17 protein-coding genes and 2 riboswitches are annotated in these 21,411 nt (G+C 63.2%); of the genes, 10 read left to right on the plus strand and 7 right to left on the minus strand.

The window, feature by feature from the left end:
- From gcvPA to Q0105_RS00195, 6 genes are all read right to left on the minus strand, one after another.
- Positions 1 to 1,361: aminomethyl-transferring glycine dehydrogenase subunit GcvPA (gene gcvPA / locus Q0105_RS00170; RefSeq protein WP_298207499.1), on the minus strand; the 1,361-nt coding region annotated here is incomplete at its 3' end.
- A 77-nt stretch (positions 1,362 to 1,438) separates the two neighbouring features.
- Positions 1,439 to 1,813 (minus strand): glycine cleavage system protein GcvH, encoded by a 375-nt coding sequence (gene gcvH / locus Q0105_RS00175; RefSeq protein WP_298207501.1) that lies wholly within the window; start codon positions 1,811 to 1,813, stop codon positions 1,439 to 1,441.
- A gap of 87 nt (positions 1,814 to 1,900) precedes the next feature.
- Entirely contained in the window at positions 1,901 to 3,046 is a 1,146-nt protein-coding gene (gene gcvT / locus Q0105_RS00180) for a glycine cleavage system aminomethyltransferase GcvT (protein ID WP_298207503.1), read from the minus strand.
- Between the two features lie 52 nt (positions 3,047 to 3,098).
- A riboswitch (glycine riboswitch) is annotated at positions 3,099 to 3,218 on the minus strand.
- A gap of 13 nt (positions 3,219 to 3,231) precedes the next feature.
- Positions 3,232 to 3,334: riboswitch (glycine riboswitch) on the minus strand.
- Between the two features lie 8 nt (positions 3,335 to 3,342).
- A complete protein-coding gene (locus Q0105_RS00185) occupies positions 3,343 to 4,620 on the minus strand; it encodes a TRAP transporter large permease (protein WP_298207505.1) in 1,278 nt (425 codons plus the stop codon).
- Between the two features lie 85 nt (positions 4,621 to 4,705).
- Entirely contained in the window at positions 4,706 to 5,200 is a 495-nt protein-coding gene (locus Q0105_RS00190; protein WP_298207507.1) for a TRAP transporter small permease, read from the minus strand.
- A 121-nt stretch (positions 5,201 to 5,321) separates the two neighbouring features.
- Entirely contained in the window at positions 5,322 to 6,293 is a 972-nt protein-coding gene (locus Q0105_RS00195; protein ID WP_298207509.1) for a TRAP transporter substrate-binding protein, read from the minus strand.
- Between the two features lie 411 nt (positions 6,294 to 6,704).
- On the opposite strand from Q0105_RS00195, the gene Q0105_RS00200 reads away from it, so the two are divergent.
- The 10 genes from Q0105_RS00200 (at position 6,705) to Q0105_RS00245 (ending at position 19,540) form a co-directional block, all read left to right on the plus strand.
- Entirely contained in the window at positions 6,705 to 7,163 is a 459-nt protein-coding gene (locus tag Q0105_RS00200) for an Lrp/AsnC family transcriptional regulator (protein ID WP_298207511.1), read from the plus strand.
- A gap of 262 nt (positions 7,164 to 7,425) precedes the next feature.
- Positions 7,426 to 8,340, plus strand: coding sequence for a LysR family transcriptional regulator (locus tag Q0105_RS00205; RefSeq protein ID WP_298207555.1), 915 nt, complete (start codon positions 7,426 to 7,428; stop codon positions 8,338 to 8,340).
- A 334-nt stretch (positions 8,341 to 8,674) separates the two neighbouring features.
- Positions 8,675 to 9,499: a putative hydro-lyase gene (locus tag Q0105_RS00210; RefSeq protein ID WP_298207513.1), complete on the plus strand. Its 825-nt coding sequence runs from the start codon at positions 8,675 to 8,677 to the stop codon at positions 9,497 to 9,499.
- Between the two features lie 25 nt (positions 9,500 to 9,524).
- Positions 9,525 to 10,490, plus strand: coding sequence for a TRAP transporter substrate-binding protein (locus tag Q0105_RS00215; protein WP_298207515.1), 966 nt, complete (start codon positions 9,525 to 9,527; stop codon positions 10,488 to 10,490).
- Positions 10,491 to 10,595: 105 nt separating this feature from the next.
- Complete coding sequence (locus Q0105_RS00220) at positions 10,596 to 11,105, plus strand: TRAP transporter small permease (RefSeq protein WP_298207517.1); 510 nt, start codon at positions 10,596 to 10,598, stop codon at positions 11,103 to 11,105.
- Between the two features lie 21 nt (positions 11,106 to 11,126).
- Positions 11,127 to 12,425: a TRAP transporter large permease subunit gene (locus Q0105_RS00225; protein WP_298207520.1), complete on the plus strand. Its 1,299-nt coding sequence runs from the start codon at positions 11,127 to 11,129 to the stop codon at positions 12,423 to 12,425.
- A gap of 43 nt (positions 12,426 to 12,468) precedes the next feature.
- Positions 12,469 to 13,434, plus strand: a complete 966-nt coding sequence (locus tag Q0105_RS00230; RefSeq protein ID WP_298207522.1) for a TRAP transporter substrate-binding protein — start codon at positions 12,469 to 12,471, stop codon at positions 13,432 to 13,434.
- 29 nt (positions 13,435 to 13,463) lie between these two features.
- Complete coding sequence (locus tag Q0105_RS00235; RefSeq protein ID WP_298207524.1) at positions 13,464 to 14,036, plus strand: hypothetical protein; 573 nt, start codon at positions 13,464 to 13,466, stop codon at positions 14,034 to 14,036.
- A 45-nt stretch (positions 14,037 to 14,081) separates the two neighbouring features.
- Positions 14,082 to 17,735: a hydantoinase B/oxoprolinase family protein gene (locus Q0105_RS00240; RefSeq protein WP_298207526.1), complete on the plus strand. Its 3,654-nt coding sequence runs from the start codon at positions 14,082 to 14,084 to the stop codon at positions 17,733 to 17,735.
- Between the two features lie 131 nt (positions 17,736 to 17,866).
- Complete coding sequence (locus Q0105_RS00245; RefSeq protein WP_298207528.1) at positions 17,867 to 19,540, plus strand: methyl-accepting chemotaxis protein; 1,674 nt, start codon at positions 17,867 to 17,869, stop codon at positions 19,538 to 19,540.
- An 81-nt stretch (positions 19,541 to 19,621) separates the two neighbouring features.
- On the opposite strand, the gene Q0105_RS00250 is transcribed toward Q0105_RS00245, so the two are convergent.
- Positions 19,622 to 21,322 carry an electron transfer flavoprotein-ubiquinone oxidoreductase gene (locus Q0105_RS00250; RefSeq protein WP_298207530.1) on the minus strand — a complete coding sequence of 567 codons (1,701 nt, stop codon included), beginning with the start codon at positions 21,320 to 21,322 and terminating at the stop codon, positions 19,622 to 19,624.
- Between the last annotated feature and the right edge of the window lie 89 nt (positions 21,323 to 21,411).

Here is a 21,411-nt window from a genome sequence, read left to right on the forward strand (position 1 = left end):
GCCTGGCCGTCCTTGGCGAAGATCTTCCACAGCAGCTCGATGTCGGCGCGTGTGGTGGTTTCGTCCAGCGAGATGCACAGGTAGTCCTGGAAGTAAATTCGCAGGTTGACGCCCATCTGAACAGCGCGAGCAGCTATCGATTTTGTAGCGACGCCGGTGTGCAGGCTCAGGGTGTCGAACGTGGCCTGTGCGCGCACGGGTGCGCCCAGTTGTTCGAGGCCCTTGGCCAGGATGGCGGTGTAGCTGGCCACGCGCTGGGCGATGCGTTGCAGACCCTCGGGGCCGTGGTACACGGCGTACATGCTCGCGATCACGGCAGGCAGCACCTGGGCGGTGCAGATGTTGGAGGTGGCCTTTTCGCGGCGGATGTGTTGCTCGCGCGTTTGCAGCGCCAGGCGGTAGGCGGGCTTGCCGTGAACGTCCACGCTCACGCCGACCAGGCGGCCGGGCAGGCTGCGCTTGAATTCGTCGCGGCAGGCCATGTAGGCGGCGTGGGGGCCGCCCGCGCCCATGGGCATGCCAAGGCGCTGGGTGGTGCCGACCACGATGTCGGCGCCGAATTCACCGGGCGGTGTGATGAGTGTGAGTGCCAGCAGGTCGGCCGCCGCGATGAAGGCGGCCTGTTTGGCATGGACTTTTTCCACATCGGCGCGCAAATCATCAATGCGGCCGCTGGTGGCGGGGTATTGGGCTAGCACGGCAAAGTAGTCGCCAGCCAGCAGGGTGTTCCATTCTTCGGCCGAGTTGGCCAGGCGCACTTCCAGGCCCAAGGGCTTGGCGCGGGTCTGGATGACCTCGATGGTTTGCGGGTGGGCGTCACCGGCCACCACGAAGACGTTGCTTTTGCTCTTGACCGAGCGCTTGGCCAGCGTCATGGCCTCGGCGGCGGCGGTGGCCTCGTCGAGCATCGACGCGTTGGCGATGGGCATGCCGGTGAGGTCGCACACCATGGTCTGGAAGTTGACCAGGGCTTCCATGCGGCCTTGGGAGATTTCGGCCTGGTAGGGCGTGTAGGCGGTGTACCAGGCGGGGTTTTCCAGGATGTTGCGCAGGATGACGCCCGGCGTGTGTGTGCCGTAGTAGCCCTGGCCGATGAAGCTCTTGAGCACCTTGTTTTTGCCCGCGATGGCCTTGAGTTCGGCCAATGCTGCCGCTTCGGTGGTGGCCGGGGGCAGGTCCATCGCCTGGCCGCGCGCGATGGAGCGCGGCACGATGGAGTCGATGAGGGCGCGGCGCGAGGCTTCGCCGATCACCGACAGCATGTGCGCTTCGTCGGCCGCGTCGATCCCGATGTGGCGGGGCAGGAACTCGGTGGCGTTTTCGAGCGCGGCGAGGGTGGGCAGGGGGGCAGAGGAGGTCATCGGCGGCGGCACAAGGGCAAGGAAACACATTGGCCCGGCAGAGGGCGCCGGGCCGCGGGGATCGGTCTGTCGATCAATCAGGCGTTCTTGGTGAACTCGGCGTAGTCGGGTTCGTCCATGAGTGCGTCGAACTGCATCATGTCGGTCACGAGGACCTTGAAGAACCAGCCCGCGCCCATGGGGTCGGTGTTGGCCAACGAGGGGTCGGCGCGCAGGGCCTCGTTCACCTCGACGATTTCGCCGGTGACGGGCATGTAGATGTCGGCGGCGGCTTTCACCGATTCGACCACGCCGGCCACTTCACCCTGGGTGAAGGTCTTGCCGACTTCGGGCAGGTCCACGAACACCACATCGCCCAGCGCGTCTTGCGCGTGCAGCGTGATGCCGACAACAGCGGCTTCGTGGTCTGCGATGTCGATCCACTCGTGGTCTTTGGAATATTTGACGGTCATGGGGGGCTCCAAAAAAAAGAGGTAATGTAAAAAGTGCCGATGCCAGCCGCCACTGTAGCCGGGCTGGATCGGATTCAGACCAGGGAATCAGCCCCGGTAGTAGTTCGCAGGGGTGAACGGCATGGCGCGCACTTCCATGGGCACGGCCTTGCCGCGCACGATGGCGTTCACGCGCGTGCCGATGGCGGCGAAGGCGGGCGCCACATAGCCCATGGCCACGGGTTCGTTCACCGTGGGCCCCAGCAGGCCGCTGGTGACTTCGCCGATCTTCTGGCCGTCCGTGTTTTGTAGTTCGGTGTGCTCGCGCACGGGCACGCGTTCCAGCGCCACCAGGCCCACGCGTTTGCGCGGCAGGGTGGCGGGGGTGTCGATCTGGGCGAGCACTTTGTCAGCGCCGGGGAAGCCGCCCGCGCGGGCACCGCCGGTGCGGCGCACCTTCTGGATGGCCCAGTTCAGCGCGGCCTCGGGCGGGGTGGTGGTGGTGTCGATGTCGTTGCCATACAAGCACAGGCCCGCCTCCAGGCGCAGCGAGTTGCGCGCGCCCAGGCCAATGGGCTTGACCTCTGGCTGCGCAAGCAGCGCACGGGCCAGGGTGTCGGCCTGCGCGGCGGGCACCGAGATTTCAAAACCGTCTTCGCCCGTGTAGCCGCTGCGCGTCACGAAGCAGTCGCAGCCAGCGATGGAGAAGTTGCCGCCGGTCATGAACACCAGCTTTTCCACGCCGGGCGCCAGGCGGGCGAGAGCGGTGACTGCCTGCGGGCCCTGCAGCGCCAGCAGTGCGTGGTCGGGCATGGGGGTCACCTCGCAACGCTGGCCGATGCGGGCCTTAATGTGGGCGATGTCGTCCGCCTTGCAGGCACCGTTGACGATGACGAACAGCGTGGGTTTGTCATCCACAACGCCCTGGTTGAAGAACATCAGGTCGTCAATGATGGTGCCGTCGTCGGTGAGCAGCAGGCCGTAGCGCTGCTTGCCCACGGGCAGGTCGATCACGTCCACAGGCATCAGGGTTTCGAAGGCAGCGGCGGCATCCGGGCCAACGAGCTTGAGCTGGCCCATGTGCGACACGTCGAACAGGCCTGCGGCGGTGCGGGTGTGCACATGTTCGGCCATCAGGCCCGCTGGGTACTGCACGGGCATGGAGTAACCCGCAAACGGCACCATGCGGGCGCCCAGCTCGATGTGCAGGGCGTTCAAAGGGGTGGTGAGCAGGGGGGCGGCGGTGGCTGACATGGCGGACTCCGGGGCAAATAGGGGCCGCAACCATGGGGATGATGGTCACGGGATTTGCCCTGCTGTCCGCTTTACCTGAGAGATTCACCGCAGCGCCCTGGCTGGCCGTGCGGCTTGCTCCTTCGGTGGATGGGCCGTGTTGCACGGGCCATCTCTCTCCAGCAAGGGAACGCCCGCATCACTGCGGGCGGTTGCCAGTCCTTTTGCCTGAGCGTTCAGCTGCTGCCTGCGCCTTCGGCGGTGCTGCGCGCGCATGGCGGGCGAAGCACTCTCTCCTGACCTGCGGATTCTAACAACTACTTTGCGTAGAGCAGATCGCGAAAGGCCAGCGAGATCGATGGGATGTAAGTGATGATCAGCAGGCACACCAAAATCACGCCCACGAAGGGCAGCAGGTGTTTGATGATCCGGTCGAGCGAGATTTTGGCCACCGTGCAGGCGGCAAACAGGTTCACGCCGAAGGGCGGGGTGATCATGCCCAAAGCGAGGTTCACCACCATGATGAGGCCGAAGTGCACCGGATCGACGCCGAAGTGCATGGCCACCGGCGCCAGAATAGGGGCCAGCACGATGATGGCCGCGCTGGTTTCGATGAACATGCCGATCAGGAACAGCGCCGCATTCACACCCAGCAGGAACAGGGTGGGCGATTGCAGCACGGCCTCCAGCCAGCGGCCGATGGCATCCGGCACGCCCGCGCGCGTGATGAGGAAGGCGAACAGGCCCGCGTTGGCGATGATGAACATGATCACCGCCGACGAGATGGCCGACTTGCGCAGGATGGGGAACAGGTCCTTGAGCTTGATCTCGCGGTAGATCACGACGCCAATGACCAGCGCATAGAACACGGCCACGGCCGAGGCCTCGGTGGGTGTGAAGACGCCGCCATAGATGCCGCCCAGGATGATCACGGGCATGAGCAGCGCCCAGCCCGCCTGCAGCGTGGCCTTGCCAAAAGACATGCGGCCATCGCCATCGTTCTTGCCCCAGCCCTTGTATTTGCAATAGGCCCAGACGAACAGCATCAGCGCGCCGCTGATCAGCAGGCCGGGGCCAAAACCGGCGATGAACAGCTCGCCGATCGACACCTCGGCGCTCACGCCGTAGAGGATGAGCGGGATCGACGGTGGAATGATGACCCCCAACTCGGCGCTGGTGGCCTGCAAGGCGGCTGCGTAGGTGGTGGGATAACCATGCTTGATGAGCGCGGGGATCAGGATGGCACCAATGGCGAAGGTGGTGGCCACCGACGAGCCCGACACGGCCGCGAAGATCATGCAGGTGAGCACGCAGGTCATGGGCAGGCCGCCCTGCACGCCGCCCACGATGCTCTTGGCGAACTCCACCAGGCGGCGCGAGATGCCGCCGGTTTCCATGAGGTTGCCCGCCAGAATGAAGAAGGGAATGGCGGCCAGCGGAAACTTGTTGATGGCACCGAACATTTCCTTCACGGAAATGAGCATGTTTGCGTTGGACGCCTGGATGCCCAGCATGGACGCGAGGCCGATGGAGACAGCAACCGATACGGTGAGTGCAAAGCACAGCACCATCGTAGAAATCATGACCAAAGTCATAGTGTGGCCCCCACGCTCGGCATTGCATGTCCTTGCTGCCCCCCAAGGGGGCCGTTCACTTGCTTGAGACGGCTCGGCGCGGCGTTCATTGGGCGGTCTCCAGTTCCATACGCACGGGGTCAATGAGGTTGCCGATGATGCCAACGACACAAAAGAGGCCGCCGACCGGCATGGCCAAATAAGCCCAGAACATGGACACGGACTCCAGCCCCGCCATGCTCTGCACGCCGCCGCGTTTGGCGTAGTCCCAGCCCCACCAGATGACGATGCCGATGAGCGCCAGCGCTGCCAGCGCCACCACCCAGTCCAGCACCCGCCGTATCTTGGGCGGGCTCCAGCGGTACAGCACGTCCACGCTCACCATCGCGCCCTGGCGAAAGGCTGCGGGGATGGCCAGGAACACCATCCAGATAAGGCTGAAGCGGATCAGCACTTCCGTCCACTCGGCGGGTTGTTCGAGCACGAACCGCGTCACGATCTGGAACATGCCCAGCGACGCGGAAATGAGCAGCATGGCGCAGGCGCCCAGCATGGCGAAGGACGTGGTCCATCGCTCAAAGGTGAGAAAGGCATTTTTCATGGGGCGGTGCCGGCCATGGGGCAAGAGTGGAGCAGCAAAGAAACAGGAATAAAAACGCCCGACAGCGCTTGAGCTACGGGCGTTTTATGCTACTAAAAATATAGTAGCGGCGGAGGGCAGATTACTTGACGTCGCGGATCTTGTCGAGCGTGGCCTTGCCGAACTGCTTTTCGAACTCGGCGTTCACGGGCGCCAGGGCTGCCACGAATTTTGCCTTGTCCGGGTTGTCGATCACGGTCATGCCCTTGGCGCGCAGGTCGGCCACGCCCTTGGCATCGTCTTCGTCCACGCGGGCGCGGTTGGCCTTGGTGCCTTCTTTGGCAGCGTCGATGAAGGCCTGCTTGTCGGCGGCCGAGAGCTTGTCGAACGATGCCTTGTTCATCACGAAGATGCAGGGCGAATAGACGTGGCCGGTGAGCGTGAGGTGCTTTTGCACCTGGTCGAACTTGGCCGAGATGATCACGGGCAGGGGGTTCTCCTGGCCGTCCACGGTGCCTTGTTGCAAGGCCGTGAACACCTCAGGGAACGCCATGGGCGTGGTGATGATGCCAAAGCCCTTGTAGGCGGCGATGTGCACGGGGTTTTCCATCGTGCGCATCTTCAGGCCCTTGAGGTCGCCCGGCTCCTTCACGTCGCGCTTGCTGTTGGTCATGTGGCGGAAGCCGTTTTCAGCCCAGGCCAGCGCCTTGAAACCCTTGGCGTCGAACTTGCCCAGCATCTCCTGGCCGATGGGGCCGTCCAGCACGGCGCGGGCATGGGCCTTGTCGCGGAACAGGAAAGGCACGTCCAGGATTTTGGTCTCTGGCACGAAGTTGGGGATGGGGCCGGTGGAGCTGAAAGCCAGCTCCTGCGTGCCCAATTGCACGGCTTCGATCGACTCGCGCTCGCCGCCCAGTGCACCGTTGTAGAAAGTCTGCACCTTGTAGCGGCCGCCAGTGCGTTTCTCTACTTCCTTGGCAAACGTGTCGATGGCCACGCCCTGGTGAGAGTTCTGGGCGGTCGAAATGCTGATGCGCATGGTGGTTTGCGCGGCAGCGGTGGCCACAAAGCCGAGCGCAAGGCTCAGGCCGACGACGAGTTTGGTCAGTTGCATGCTGTCTCCTGTTGGGATGTTGTGGCGGCCGCCTCGGGGGCGTGCGCCTTGGGGGAGGGTGGTGGCACAGGGGTGCCAGTCTCGCGCAAATTATGGCGGCGCCCCTTTTGAGGGGGCATCGGGGTTTGTGCTGGTAAGCGTGCTTATTAAAGGCAGTCCGTCAGCTTCTTGTCATGCTCTGGCGGCGCATGTGCCGTGATGTGAGCGGCCTTGTGTTTGCGCCCACATGCCAAGGGCCCCGTGCTGGCGGTAACCAGCCGGGGCCTTGTCAGTTCGTGCACTTCGGTAAAAGCGCCTTGATGCAGAAAGTATGCGCCGTGGGCTGGAGATGAATTTGCTGTAATCAGGCTGTTTCTGCTTGTTTGCAGAAAAATTTTCTGCAAACAGGTGTTTTGCTGGATAATCAGGCCGATGGATCGCCTCGATAGAAAAATTCTGGCTGTGCTGCAAGGCAATGCGCGCGCCAGCCTGCAAGAGATCGGGCAGGCCGTGGGCCTGAGCCCGTCGCCCTGCTGGGGGCGCATCAAGAAGATGGAAGAGGCGGGCGTGATCCAGGGCTACACGGTGCGCATCAACCCGCAGTCGCTGGATCTGGCCGACACCGTGCTGGTGCAGGTCACGCTCGACAGCCATTCGGACAACACGCTCGAAAAATTTGGCGAAACACTGGCCAGCATCCCCGAGGTGATCGAGGCGCACCTGGTGTCGGGCGACTACGACTACCTGCTGCGCATCGTGGTGAAAGACACGCGCGACTACGAGCGCCTGCTGCGCGAGAAGCTCTACAAGATCAAGGGCATACGCCACAGCCGCTCCAGCTTTGTGCTGCGCACGCTGAAGAAGGCCGATCTACCCCTGTTTGTGGGATGAGTTTGAATGAAAAATGGAATCTGGCGCCTGTCTGTAAAGCGCTAATAGCTATCAATTTAATAGTATTTGCATCAGATGCCCATCCCATCGCACAGGCATTAAGGAACACTCGCCGTGCTCTGTTTCTGCGGTTCAGAGGCTGTAGGGCGTGCAGATCAACGGCAGAATGGCCCTGCCTTTTGCGCTGGTTTCGGTGGGTTGCACCACCACGGTGCGCAGCCAGGGGCTTGAAGCGTGCCAGCACGGCCGGAGAACCACCACCATGAACCTGCGTTTTGTCGAAGCCTTTTACTGGGTGGCCTCCCTCAAGAGCGTGACGCGTGCGGCGGAAAAGCTCTTTCTGACGCAGTCGGCTATGTCCAGCCGCGTGGCGGCGCTGGAGGAAGAACTGGGCGTGCTGCTGCTGGACCGGCGCGACAAACATTTCAAGCTCACGGTGGCGGGCACGCGGTTTCTCATTTATGCAAAACGCATGCTGGAACTGCAGCGCCAGCTCAAGACCGAGATGGGATCGGGCGGGCCGCTGGAAGTGTCGATCCGCCTGGGCGCCATTGAGTCGGTGCTCCACTCGTGGCTCATCCCCTGGGTGGAACAACTGCGCAAGGACAACCCGCTGCTGGAGCTGGAACTCACGGTCGAATCCACGCCGGTGCTGCTGGATCAGATCCGTCGGGGCACGTTAGATGCCGTGTTTGCGGCCTTGCCCGCATCGGCCGAAGGCATTCGCAGCCAGGCGCTGACGCCGATGGAGATGGTTTTCGTCGGCAACAGCAAGATCCACCGCAAGCGGCGCTATGCATCCGAAGACTTTGCCGGCACCGACATCCTGACCTTTCAGCGCGGTTCTCAGCCCCATGTGTACCTGCTGGACACGCTGCGCCAGGCACAGGTGGAGCCGCGCTGCGTGCACACCATTTCCTCAATCTCTGCCATGGTGCAGCTGGTGCAGGGCGGTTTTGGCGTTGCCACGCTGCCGCGCCTGGCGGTGCAGCGGATGCTGGCATTCCCGGATCTTCGCGCACTGGCCTGCGACATTGCGCTGCGTCCTCTGCCCATTCACGTGAGCTATCGCGAAGATCCGTCTTCGCCCGCGATGGAGGCAATCGTGCGTTCGGCGCTCAGCTTCATCGAAGCGCAGCAACCCCCAGAGCCCAAGCCCCGCAAGGCCCGCACCTGAGCGCGGGGACCACGCACGCTCCTTTTTCCGCTGCGCGCACTGCGGCTGCTCTGTCTGCGTTTACGGCGCAGCCCCGGGAACTTCGCCTTGAAACGACCTGCGCAGTTCGGTGCGACTGCGCTTGTGCAAATTCTCCTTTCAAGGGCCCGGGTTAACCCTAGACCGAAACCCAAGGGTTAACCCTTGGCGTCAAGTTGGTTTGCTTCGCCCCAATGGAATACATCGAAAAAATCGATGAGCTAAGAGAAATTTTTTGAATTTGCCAGCGCAGTTACACCCCAACACAATCCGTCCAACGTCATGCAATTGACTCCTCTCAATGCAAGGAAATACGGTGGACTTAGCTCAAGAAAATTCGCTCGCGGTGTTTGGTCCTAAGGGCACCAGCAATCCGAACCACGTCCGCGACACCATCCGCAAGGGTCTGTGGACATCGCACACCAGCGGTCTCGCAGACGGCCATGTGCAAGGCAACGTGGTCATCCTGCCCGAGGTGCTTGCCAGTGATTTCCTGCGGTTCTGCCAGCGCAACCCCAAACCTTGCCCCGTGCTGGCGGTCAGCGAGCCTGGCCAGTTCACCCTGCCTTCGCTGGGCAAGGACATCGACATCCGCAGTGATGTGCCGCTGTACCGCATCTGGCGCCACGGTGAAATGTCGGAGGAGGTGGCGGACATTGCCAGCCTCTGGCGGCCGGACCTGGTCACCTTCATCCTGGGCTGTTCGTTCTCGTTCGAGTCCGCATTGATCGAGGCAGGTATCCGCCTGCGCCACATCGACGAAGGCAAGAACGTGGCCATGTTCCGCACCAATGTGCAAACCGAACCGGCCGGCCCTTTTGGCGGTGCCATGGTGGTGACCATGCGTCCCATGCCCGCAGCGGATGTGATTCGGGCCGTGCAGGTCACCTCGCGTTTCCCCAATGTGCATGGAGCGCCTGTGCACATCGGTGACCCGGCCCTGATCGGCATCGCCGATCTTGCCCATCCCGACTACGGGGACGCCGTAGCGCTGATGCCGGGCGAAATCCCTGTTTTCTGGGCCTGCGGCGTGACCCCGCAATCGGCCATCTTGAATGTCCAGCCCGCGTTCTGCATCACGCATGCACCGGGCTGCATGCTGGTCACCGACCTTCTCAACCACCAGCTCGCCAGTTTCTGATCCGCTTTCAACAAGGAGTTCCACCATGAAGAAAACCGCAATTTGTTTGTCCGCAGTCCTCAGCGTCTGCGCCGTCCAGGCCCAGATCAAATGGGACCTGCCCACGGGCTATGGCGCCAACAGCTTCCAGACGCAGAACGTACAGCAGTTCGCCAGCGAGGTGGATCAGCTCACGGGTGGCAAGCTCAAGATCGTGTTGCACCCCGGCGGCTCGCTGTACAAGGCCAACGAAATCAAGCGTGCGGTGCAAACCGGCCAGGTGCCTTCGGCCGAGTTCATTCTCTCGGGTGCATCCAACGAAAACCCATTGTTTGGCGTCGATTCGATCCCGTTTCTAGCCACCAGCTATGCCGATTCCAAGCGCCTGTATCTGGCCGCCAAGCCTGCGCAGGAAAAGCTGCTCGCTTCGCAGGGTGTGAAGGTGCTGTTCACCGTGCCATGGCCCGGCCAGTCGCTCTACTCGCTCAAGCCCGTGAGTACGCCAGCGGACTTTGCAGGCACCAAGATGCGGGCCTACAACCCCGCCACCACGCGTATTGCGCAACTGCTCAAGGCGCAGCCGGTGACGATCCAGCTGTCGGAGCTGGGCCAGGCCCTGGCCACCAACACCGTGCAGAACTTTCTGACGTCGAGCGCCAGCGGCGTGGAGTCCAAGCTGTATGAGCAGGTGAAGCATTTCTACCCCGTCAGCGCCTGGTTGCCGCGCAACGCTACGGTGGTCAACCAGAAGGCCTTTGATGCGCTCGACAAGCCATTGCAGGACGCCGTGCTGAAGGCTGCTGCCGATGCCGAGGCGCGCGGCTGGGCCACCAGCGAGCGGGTGGACAAGGAGTTCATCAAGGAGCTGGCCGCCAAGGGCATGACCGTGGCCGAGCCCAGCGACAGCATCAAGAAGGAACTGGCCAGCATTGGTGAGTCGATGACCGCTGACTGGGTGAAGTCGGCCGGTGCCGAGGGCCAGGCCATCATCGACGCCTACCGCAAGAAGTAAGCGCCGCGTTCCAGGCCCCGCCACGGGGCCGGGCAGCAGCCCCCGCGCGCTGCCCTCGTTTCCAGCCATCCCCTTTTCATCTTTCAAGCGTTACCGGAGTACGCCATGGACAAACTCGTCCGAAATTTCTACAGACTGCTGATGTTGCTGTCCGGCATCTCCATGCTGGCTGCGTTTGCCGCCGTCACGCTGGGCGTGTTTGCCCGCGAAGTCATCCACCTGAACATCGATGGACTCGATGCTTACGCAGGCTACGCCATCGCTGCCGCGCTGTTCTTCGCCTTGCCCGGCACACTGCAAAACGGCGACCACATCCGTGTGACGCTGGTGCTGGACCGCCTGCCTGAGCGCCTGCGCTCGGCCTTCGAATGGTTCTGCCTGAGTGCGGCGCTCGTGCTCACGCTCTACATCGCCTGGTACGCCGTGCGCTCGGTGTGGATCTCCTACATCACGCACGACATCTCGCCTGCGGCCGATGCTTCGCCGCTGTGGATTCCCCAGATCAGCATGGCCATGGGCTGTATCGGCTTTGCGCTGTCGTTTGCCCATGCGCTCATCCTGCGCTTTCAGGGCGTGGCCTTCATTGCCGCGTCTGAATCGGCCCGTTCCGAGTAACCCCAGGCAGGAGAAATCAACATGGACGTCATCATTGCCTTTGGCCTGATCGTGGTGCTCTTTGCAGTGCTCGGTTCGGGTTTGTGGATCGGCCTGTCACTGCTTGCGGTGGCTCTGGTCGGTATGGAGCTTTTTACCAGCCGCCCTGTGGGCGACAGCATGATGCTGACCATTTGGGGGTCTACCTCCAGCTGGACGCTCACGGCCTTGCCGCTATTCCTCTGGATGGGCGAGATCCTGTTTCGCAGCAAGCTGTCGAGCAGCATGTTCAAAGGCCTGGCGCCCTGGCTGGATCGTCTGCCCGGCCGCCTGTTGCATGTGAATGTGGTGGGCTGCACCATCTTCGCTGCCATCTCGGGCTCATCGGCGGCCACTTGCGCGACCATCGGCAAGATCACGCTGCCCGAACTCAAGCAGCGCGGTTATCCCGAAGACATCTCGGTGGGCACACTGGCTGGCGCAGGCACGCTGGGCCTGCTGATCCCTCCTTCGATCATCATGATCGTCTATGGCGTGGCGGCCAATGTGTCGATCTCAAAGCTGTTCCTGGCCGGCGTGATTCCAGGTTTGATGCTGGCAGCGCTGTTCATGGGCTACATCGTCGTGTGGGCCCTGTTCAACAAGGACAAGGTGCCAGCGCCCGATGCCCGTCTGAGCTTTGTGCAGAAGCTCTATGCGTCGCGCCACCTGATCCCTGTGGTGTCGCTCATCGTGGTGGTGCTGGGCGCCATCTACAGCGGTATTGCCACCGCCACCGAGGCTGCGGCGCTGGGTGTGGGCGGATCGCTGATCCTGGCGAAGATCGAGGGATCACTTGATTGGGCGCGCTTCAAGGACGGGCTGGTCGCTGCCTGCCGCGTGTACTGCATGATCGGCCTCATCCTGGCGGGCGCTGCGTTCCTCACACTGGCCATGGGCTTCATCGGCCTCCCACGCCACCTGGCCGAGTTCATCGGTGCCCTGCACCTGTCGCCCTTTGCGCTGATGCTGCTGCTCATCGTGTTTTTCATCATGCTGGGCTGCTTCCTGGATGGCATCTCCATGGTGGTGCTGACCATCGCGGTGCTGCTGCCCACGGTGGAGGCTGCAGGCTTTGACCTGGTGTGGTTCGGCATCTTCATCGTGTTGGTGGTGGAGATGGCGCAGATCACTCCGCCGGTGGGCTTCAACCTCTTTGTGCTGCAGGGCATGACGCGCCGCGAAGTTACCTGGATCGCCCGCACTGCGTTGCCTTTGTTCGCACTGATGATCGTTGCGGTCATCCTGACGTATTTCGTGCCCGATGTCGTGCTCTGGCTGCCACGCCAGATGCAGGGCTGACCCCGCTGCGCCCCTCGCCGAATAGTCCGTACAGGAGCTCACCATGAAGACCATTGTGTTGTTGGCTGCGCTTGCCGTGGCCCCGGTGCTGCACGCCCAGACCCAGTGGAAGCTGGCCACGGGCTACCGGGCGGAGTCGTTCCACACGCGCAATATCGTTCAGTTTGCGCAAGACGTGGAGCGTGCTTCAGCCGGTGCATTGCACATTGAAGTGCATGCCAACAACGCCTTGTTCAAACTGGGGGAGATCCCTCAGGCGGTGCAGGACGGCAAGGCCCAGGCGGGCGAAACCATCATGACGAGCCTGGTGCGCGACATCCCCATGGCAGGTGGCGATTCCGTGCCTTTTGTGGTCCGCAGCTATGCCGACGCACGGCGCATGTGGGATGTGCAGCGTCCGCTGATCGAAGCGCACATGGCGCGCAAGGGGCTCAAAGCCTTGTACGCCGTGCCGTGGCCCCCGCAGGGGCTGTTCACCACGGTCCCGGTGCGTTCGTCGGCGGATTTCAAGGGCTCCCGCATGCGCACCTACAACCCGGGCACGGTGCGCATTGCCGAGCTGCTGGGCGCCACGCCCGTGGATGTGCCCATGGTCGAGGTCAACCAGGCCCTGGCCGCCGGAAAGCTGGATTCGATGATCACATCGGCCTTGACGGGGGTGGAAAACCAGGTCTGGGGCCAGATCAAGCAGTACTACGGTATCAACGCCTGGTTCCCCAAGAACATCGTCTTTGTGAACCAGCGGGCGTTTGACGCACTGCCCGCCCCGGTGCGCCAGGCCGTGAGCCAGGCAGCAGCAGACGCCGAAAAACGGGGGTGGGAGATGAGTGCCGCCGTGGCCGAGGAGTCGGTGACCGAGCTGCAGCGCAGGGGTATCAAGGTTGAGCCGCCCTCGGCCATTCTCGGCACCGAGCTCAAACGCCTGGGCGAACGGTTTTCCCGCGAATGGGTGCGGTCCGTGGGGAGCGAGGCCAACCAGCTCTTCATCCCGTACTACACGCAGCGCTAGGCCATTGTTGGCATCACCAAGGAATCACCATGCAAACCCCTTCAGACACCATTGAGATGTATCTGCTGGCCAAGGATGGCAACCGGCCTCACCTGATTGAGCGGGCCTTTGCCGGCGGCGCGCTGCTGCGCATGGACGTGCGGCAGGGCGACATGGACTTTCCGCCGGTGGCCCACGGCCGCGACGCCATTGCCGAAACCCTGGTGCGCCGCTTTGGTCGCACCTATGAAAACGTGTACAGCTTCTGTTTGGCTGATCCTCCCGATCCTGCGTGTGCGGAGTTTCACGGCCCCTGGCTGGAGGCCATGACCGAAAAAGACAGCCGCGCTGTGCGCCTGGGTTGCGGCCAGTACCACTGGCGCTTTGCACCGGGCTCGCGCCTGGCGCAGGAGCTGAGCATTGTTGTGGACAGCATGCAAACCCTGCCACCCTCGGATATCCATGCCGTGATGCCTTGGATCGCGGCGCTGAGCCGCCCCTGGTGCGGTGCGGACAAGGCCATGGTCACAGCGCCCTCCATTCCTTCTGTGCGCGCGGTGCTGGAGGCACTGGCTCGCGCGCCGCGCTCCCCGGCCCGCTCCCCTCTGGCCCTGGCGGCCTGAGCGAGCACCGAACCCTTTCATTTCACTTTTGCAAACCATCACACCATGACACAACTTGCACCCACCACCCACATTCCCCGCTGGCAGTTCTGGATTGACCGTGGGGGCACATTCACCGACATCGTGGCCAAGCGGCCCGATGGCTCGCTGGCCACCCACAAGCTGCTGTCTGAAAACCCCGAGCAGTACAAGGACGCCGCCGTGGCGGGCATTCGCCACCTGCTGGGCCTTAAATCCGGCGAGCCGGTGACACCCGCGCTGGTGGAGTGCGTGAAGATGGGCACCACCGTGGCCACCAACGCATTGCTGGAGCGCAAGGGCGAGCCCACGCTGCTGGTGACCACGCGCGGCTTTCGCGACGCGTTGCGCATTGCCTACCAGAACCGCCCACGCTTGTTCGACCGCCACATCCAGTTGCCCGAGCTTTTGTACACCGAGGTGATCGAAGCGTGCGAACGGGTGGGCGCCCATGGCGATGTGCTGCTGGCACTGGACGAATCCAGCCTGCGCGGCGACTTGCTGGCAGCCTACGGGCGTGGTCTGCGCAGCGTGGCCATTGTGTTCATGCACGGCTACCGCTACACCCAGCATGAACAGGCGGCTCAGCGCATCGCCAAAGAGGTGGGCTTCACGCAGATCAGCACCTCGCACGAAACCAGCCCCATGATGAAGTTCGTGAGCAGGGGCGACACCACCGTGGTGGATGCCTACCTCTCGCCCATCCTGCGCCGCTATGTGGAGCAGGTGGCCAGCGAGATGCCGGGCGTCAAGCTGTTCTTCATGCAGTCTTCGGGGGGGCTCACCGATGCGGGTACCTTCCAGGGCAAGGATGCGATTCTGTCGGGGCCCGCAGGTGGCATCGTCGGCATGGCGCGCACGGCGGGCCTGGCCGGGCATGAAAAGGTCATCGGCTTTGACATGGGCGGAACATCCACTGATGTAAGTCACTACGCCGGTGCGTTCGAGCGCGAGTTCGAAACCCACGTCGCCGGTGTGCGCATGCGCGCTCCCATGATGAGTATCCACACGGTAGCGGCTGGCGGCGGCTCGGTGCTGGCCTACGACGGTGCCCGTTTCCGAGTTGGCCCCGAGAGCGCAGGCGCCAACCCAGGCCCGGTGAGCTACCGCCGTGGCGGCCCGCTGGCCGTGACCGATGCCAACGTGATGGTAGGTAAGGTGCAGCCGCGTTACTTCCCCAGCGTGTTTGGCCCCGCCGCCAACGAAACACTGGACGCCGATGCGGTACGCGCCCGTTTTGAGGAAATTGCTGCGCAGACCCAGCGCAAGCCCGAGGAAGTGGCCGAAGGCTTCATCCAGATCGCTGTCCAGCAGATGGCCAACGCCATCAAGAAGATCAGCGTGGCACGCGGCTACGACGTGACGCGCTACACGCTGCAGTGTTTTGGTGGCGCGGGCGGCCAGCATGCCTGCCTGGTGGCCGACGCTTTGGGCATGTCGCGGGTGTTTGTGCACCCGCTGGCCGGTGTTCTCAGCGCTTATGGCATGGGGCTGGCGGACCAGACTGTGATCCGCGAACAGGCGGTGGAGATGCCGCTGGCCGCAGCATCGCTGCCGCTGATTGCGGAACGCCTGGACGCACTGGGTTCTGCGGCCCAGGCAGAGCTAAAGCGCCAGCAGGTCAGCGCCAACCCGGTGCAGGTGCGCCACCACGTGCACGTGCGCTACGAAGGCACCGATTCGGCCCTGCTGGTGCCGTTTGGCGATATGGCCAGCATCCAGGCTGCTTTCGAATCTGCCTATCGCCAGCGTTTTGCCTTCCTCATGGTAGGCAAGAGCCTGGTGGTGGAGGCAGTGTCGGTCGAGGCCATGATTGCGGGCGACGCCCCCGCCGAGCCGCGCCTGCCCGTGCATCCGCACCGTAAGCACCCGCAACGCGAGACGGTGAAGATGTACTCGGGCAGCGCATGGCACGACGCCGCTTTGGTGGTGCGCGAGGACCTGCACCCTGGCGACGTGATCCCCGGACCGGCCATCATTGCCGAAAAGAACACCACCACCGTGGTGGAGCCCGGCTGGTCCGCCCGCCTGACCGACCTGGATCACCTGGTGCTGGACCGTGTGACGGCCCGCAAGGTGCAGTACGCCGCAGGCACCACGGTAGACCCTGTGCTGTTGGAGGTGTTCAACAACCTGTTCATGAACATCGCTGAGCAGATGGGGCTGCAGTTGCAAAACACGGCCTACTCGGTCAACATCAAGGAACGCCTGGACTTCAGCTGTGCGCTCTTCGATGCCACGGGCAACCTGATTGCCAACGCGCCGCACATGCCCGTGCACTTGGGCTCCATGGGTGAGAGCATCAAGACCGTGATCCGCGAGAACGCGGGGAAGATGCACCCGGGCGACGTGTACATGCTCAACGACCCGTACCATGGCGGTACCCATCTGCCCGATGTGACCGTGATCACCCCGGTGTATGTGGCTGATGGCGAGGATCCCACGTTTTATGTGGGCAGCCGGGGCCACCATGCCGACATCGGTGGCACCACGCCGGGCTCGATGCCACCGTTCTCCACGCGCATCGACGAAGAGGGTGTGCAGATCAACAATGTGAAGCTGGTGGACCGAGGAATCTTCCTGGAAGAAGAGGTGCGCAGCCTGCTGACGACGGGTGGCGGCACCACGCAATACCCCAGCCGAAATCCCCAGCAGAACCTGGCCGATCTGCGCGCGCAAATCGCTGCCAACGAGAAGGGTGTGCAGGAACTCTCGAAGATGGTGGGCCAGTTTGGCCTGGATGTCGTGCAGGCCTACATGCGCCACGTACAGGACAACGCGGAAGAGTCGGTGCGCCGCGTGATCACGCAGCTCAAAGACGGGCAGTTCACCCTGAAGTTGGACAACGGGGCACAGATCAGCGTGTCGGTCAAGGTCAACGTGGCCGAGCGCAGCGCGGTAATCGACTTTGCAGGCACCAGCGCGCAGCAGACCAACAACTTCAACGCCCCGCGTGCGGTGTGCATGGCGGCGGTGCTGTATGTGTTCCGCACCCTGGTGGACGACGACATCCCGCTCAATGCCGGGTGCCTCAAGCCCCTGCAGGTCGTCATCCCGCAGGGCTCTATGCTCAACCCCAACCCGCCGGCCTCGGTAGTGGCTGGCAATGTGGAGACCTCCACCTGCATCACCAATGCGTTGTTCGGCGCCTTGGGCGTGATGGCGGGCAGCCAGCCCACCATGAACAACTTCACCTTTGGCAATGCGCAGTACCAGTACTACGAAACCATTGCCGGTGGCAGCGGTGCCGGTGCGGTGTTCGATGCATCGGGCCGCACAGTGCGCGGGTTTGACGGCACCAGTGTGGTCCAGACGCACATGACCAATTCGCGCCTGACCGACCCCGAGGTGCTGGAGTTCCGCTTCCCCGTGGTACTCGACAGCTACGAGATCCAGCGCGGGTCTGGCGGGGCAGGCCGCTGGGCGGGTGGTGATGGCGGCGTGCGGCGTGTGCGTTTTCTGGAGGCGATGACGGCCAGCATTTTGTCCAACGGGCGCCTGAACCCCGCCTTTGGCATGGCAGGCGGCCAGCCCGGCCGACCCGGTGCCAACCGCGTGCTGCGTGCCAACGGCCAGGTCGAAGAGCTGGGGCACATCGGTGCGGCGCTGATGGAGCCGGGCGATGTGTTCGAGATCGCTACCCCCGGCGGTGGCGGCTTTGGCGAATGTGTCACGTCGTGACGTGATGGGCAGCTGACCTCAGTGGGGCATGTGCTGTGTGCGATGTATCTGCGGGGACGCACTGGGCACAGCGCTTGCCACCACTGGTTTCCACCCCCGCATGGTGCGGGAAATGAACCAGGAGAACGCTCATGAACTACTTGCCAGCCACTTCCGGGGCGCTTGGCGGCGCCACCTTCTCCGCCGCACCTGCACACGCGGATGTCGGCCGTGCCGCAACAGACTCTGCCGCCCAGAGCCCAGAGCCTGCGCGGCGCAGCCACTCTCTGAGCGTGGGGCAGAAGCTGGCGGCCAGCTTTGGCATTCTGGGCTTCGCGGTGGCCTTGCTCGGTGCCACCACCTGGCTGACGGGCCAGGACACCAGCCGCCAGGCTACGCTGCTGACAGCAGAGCAGTTGCCCATTGAGCGCACGGTGCGGGACTGGAAAACGCAGTCTGTCTATATTGGCCAGATTGCATTGCGTGCCACGTTGTCGTCCGACGTGTTCCCGCTGGTGGCCGAGATGCGCAGCCAAATCGCCGCCGAAGATGCGATGCGCAAGCGCATTGAACAAGCGATGGCCAAGGCGTCCTCCAGCGAGAGCGCCGGGCCGCTGTGGACCGAAGCCCAGGAGCAACGTCAGAAATATGCAGTGCTGCGGGATGCGCTGGTGCAAAACGCCCTCGAAGCCAAGATCATCAGCCAGAAGGAATTGCAGGAACACGCTGCTGCGTTGACCCAGTACCTGCGCTCCATTGACCAGTTGCTCGCAGCCTCCGAGCAGTCATCCCTGAAAGCGGGTGACAGCATGATTACCGACGCGTCCCGTGCGCAATGGGTCAGTGCTGTGGCGGTGCTGGTGGTGGTGGCACTGTCGGCGCTGTTTGGCTGGCTGCTGCGGCGCTCCATCGTGCTGCCGCTGCGCCAGGCGTCCGAGGCGGCCGCTATGGTGGCGCGGGGAGACCTCACGGTGCGTATGCAAACCCTGCGCACCGACGAGATTGGCCAGTTGCTCATCGCGCTGGACAAGATGGTCGAGTCGCTGCACTACGTGGTAACCGAGGTGCGTGACTCGGGCGAATCCATCCATGTGGCCAGTTCCGAAGTGGCAGCGGGCAACACCGACCTGAGCATGCGCACCGAGCATGCCGCCAGCAACCTGCAGCAGACGGCGGCCAGCATTGCACAGCTGGCGCAGATGGTGGCCGCCAATGCCGACAGCACGCGCCAGGCCAATGCCCTGGCGCTGAACGCCACGGAAGTGGCCAGCAAAGGCGGCGAAGTGGTCAGCCAGGTGGTTAAGACCATGGAAGAGATCAACGCCAGCAGCAAGAAGATTGCCGACATCGTGGGCATCATCGACGGCATTGCCTTCCAGACCAATATCCTCGCGCTCAATGCGGCCGTGGAGGCCGCCCGTGCGGGCGAGCAGGGGCGTGGCTTTGCCGTGGTGGCCAGCGAGGTGCGCGGCCTGGCCGGGCGCAGCGCCAATGCGGCGCGCGAGATCAAGGCGCTCATCTCTGACAGCGTGGCCAAGGTGAGCGATGGCGCCAAATTGGTGGTGACTGCGGGCTCCACCATGGGTGACATCGTGCACAGCGTCGAGAGCGTGACCACGCTGATGTCCGAGATCAACGAGGCCAGCAGCGAGCAGAGCACGCAGATCGGCCAGGTGAGCCAGGCTGTGGACCAACTCGACCACATGACGCAGCAAAACGCCGCGCTGGTGGAGCAGGGCGCTGCAGCGGCCCAGAGCCTCAAGGACCAGGCCAACCGGCTGGCGGGTGCGATGGGGCAGTTTCAGCTCACGCGCGCAACCGCGTGACCGCTGGTATCAAAGAGGTCAATAAAAAAGGGCCTGCAGCGCAGGCCCTTCAAGCACTAAGTGCTATGAATTTTGATGTGACTACATGCCCGCGTAGTTCGGCCCGCCGCCGCCTTCCGGGGTGACCCACACGATGTTCTGCGTGGGGTCCTTGATGTCGCAGGTCTTGCAGTGCACGCAGTTTTGCGCGTTGATCTGCAGGCGCTGGGCATTGCCGCCCTTGGCTTCATCGGCCACGAACTCGTACACACCGGCGGGGCAGTAGCGTGCCTCGGGGCCTGCGTACTTGGCCAGGTTGATGTTGACCGGCACGCTTGCGTCCTTGAGCGTCAAGTGGGCGGGCTGGTTTTCTTCGTGGTTGGTGTTGCTGATGAACACGCTGGAGAGGCGGTCGAACGTGAGCTTGCCATCGGGCTTGGGGTAGGCGATGGGTTTGCATTCGGCGGCGGGCTTGAGGTACTGGTGGTCGGCCTTGTCGCGGTGCAGTGTCCAGGGGATGTGGCCGCGCAGCACGAATTGCTCGAAGCCGTTCATCAGCGTGGCCGTGGTCAGGCCGTATTTGAACCAGTTCTTGAAGTTGCGGTCCTTGTTCAGCTCGGTGTAGAGCCAGCTTTCCTCGAAGGCCTTGGGGTAGGCCTTGAGTTCGTCATGCTGGCGCCCGGCCACGATGGCGTCATACGCGGCCTCGGCGGCCAGCATGCCGGTTTTGATGGCGGCGTGGCTGCCCTTGATGCGGCCCACGTTGAGGTAACCCGCGTTGCAGCCCACCAGCGCGCCGCCGGGGAAGATGGTCTTGGGCAGGGCGTTGAGGCCACTGGCGTTGATGGCGCGCGCGCCATACGACAGGCGCTTGGCCGTGATCTCACCGTTTTCGTTCTCGAAGTAGTAGCGGACGTTGGGGTGTGTTTTCCAGCGCTGGAATTCCTCGAAGGGGCTGAGATAGGGGTTGGTGTAGCCCAGGCCGGTCACGAAGCCCAGGGCCACCTTGTTGTCGTCCAGGTGGTACAGGAAGGCGCCGCCGTAGGTGTCGTTCTCCATGGGCCAGCCAGCGGTGTGCATCACAAAGCCGGGCTGGTGTTTCTTGGGGTCGATCTCCCACAGCTCCTTCACGCCGATGCCAAAGCTTTGCGGATCGCGGCCTTCGTCGAGGTGGAATTTGGCGATCAGTTGTTTGCCCAGGTGGCCGCGCGCGCCTTCGGCAAACACGGTGTATTTGCCCAGCAATTCCATGCCGAGCTGGAAGTTTTCGGTGGGCTCGCCGTCCTTGCCGATGCCCATGTTGCCGGTGGCTACGCCCTTCACAGAGCCGTCGTCGTTGTAGAGCACCTCGGCAGCGGTGAAGCCGGGGAAAATTTCCACGCCCAGGGCCTCTGCCTGTTCGGCCATCCACTTGGTCACGTCGCCCAGGCGAACGATGTAGTTGCCGTGGTTGTGGGCAAAGGGCGGCAGGAACATGTTGGGCACGCGAAAGCCCGATTTCTCGCTGAGGAAGATGTAGGCGTCGTCGGTGACGGGCTGCTTGAGTGGGGCGCCCTTGGCTTTCCAGTCGGGGATCAGCTCGGTCAGCGCCTTGGGGTCCATGATGGCGCCCGAGAGGATGTGCGCGCCGGGCTCAGAGCCTTTTTCGAGCACCACGACCGAGACATCCTGGCCTTTTTCAGCAGCCAATTGCTTCAGGCGAATGGCCGTGGCCAGGCCGCCAGGGCCGCCGCCGACGACCACCACGTCGTATTCCATGGATTCGCGGGGACCATATGCGCTGAGGATTTCTTCGTTTGTCATGGGCTTCTCATCGGGCGTTTGATAATGGGTGATTTTCCAAGAGGCTGTTCAGTGAACAGGCTCTTGAGCAGGGTGCGATGCCCTGTCTG

The sequence above is a fragment of the Acidovorax sp. genome, from assembly GCF_027492855.1.
In the GTDB taxonomy this organism is placed as follows: Bacteria; Pseudomonadota; Gammaproteobacteria; order Burkholderiales; family Burkholderiaceae_C; genus Acidovorax.

Excerpts from the sequence above, each read along its gene's own strand:
- Q0105_RS00230 (WP_298207522.1), top strand. The coding sequence starts at position 12,469 with ATGAAGACCATTGTGTTGTTGGCTGCGCTTGCCGTGGCCCCGGTGCTG.
- Q0105_RS00190 (WP_298207507.1), bottom strand. The coding sequence starts at position 5,200 with ATGAAAAATGCCTTTCTCACCTTTGAGCGATGGACCACGTCCTTCGCC.
- Q0105_RS00250 (WP_298207530.1), bottom strand. The coding sequence starts at position 21,322 with ATGACAAACGAAGAAATCCTCAGCGCATATGGTCCCCGCGAATCCATG.
- Q0105_RS00245 (WP_298207528.1), top strand. The coding sequence starts at position 17,867 with ATGAACTACTTGCCAGCCACTTCCGGGGCGCTTGGCGGCGCCACCTTC.
- Q0105_RS00200 (WP_298207511.1), top strand. The coding sequence starts at position 6,705 with ATGGATCGCCTCGATAGAAAAATTCTGGCTGTGCTGCAAGGCAATGCG.
- Q0105_RS00240 (WP_298207526.1), top strand. The coding sequence starts at position 14,082 with ATGACACAACTTGCACCCACCACCCACATTCCCCGCTGGCAGTTCTGG.
- Q0105_RS00215 (WP_298207515.1), top strand. The coding sequence starts at position 9,525 with ATGAAGAAAACCGCAATTTGTTTGTCCGCAGTCCTCAGCGTCTGCGCC.
- Q0105_RS00205 (WP_298207555.1), top strand. The coding sequence starts at position 7,426 with ATGAACCTGCGTTTTGTCGAAGCCTTTTACTGGGTGGCCTCCCTCAAG.
- Q0105_RS00195 (WP_298207509.1), bottom strand. The coding sequence starts at position 6,293 with ATGCAACTGACCAAACTCGTCGTCGGCCTGAGCCTTGCGCTCGGCTTT.
- Q0105_RS00235 (WP_298207524.1), top strand. The coding sequence starts at position 13,464 with ATGCAAACCCCTTCAGACACCATTGAGATGTATCTGCTGGCCAAGGAT.
- Q0105_RS00225 (WP_298207520.1), top strand. The coding sequence starts at position 11,127 with ATGGACGTCATCATTGCCTTTGGCCTGATCGTGGTGCTCTTTGCAGTG.
- gcvH (WP_298207501.1), bottom strand. The coding sequence starts at position 1,813 with ATGACCGTCAAATATTCCAAAGACCACGAGTGGATCGACATCGCAGAC.
- Q0105_RS00220 (WP_298207517.1), top strand. The coding sequence starts at position 10,596 with ATGGACAAACTCGTCCGAAATTTCTACAGACTGCTGATGTTGCTGTCC.
- Q0105_RS00185 (WP_298207505.1), bottom strand. The coding sequence starts at position 4,620 with ATGACTTTGGTCATGATTTCTACGATGGTGCTGTGCTTTGCACTCACC.
- gcvT (WP_298207503.1), bottom strand. The coding sequence starts at position 3,046 with ATGTCAGCCACCGCCGCCCCCCTGCTCACCACCCCTTTGAACGCCCTG.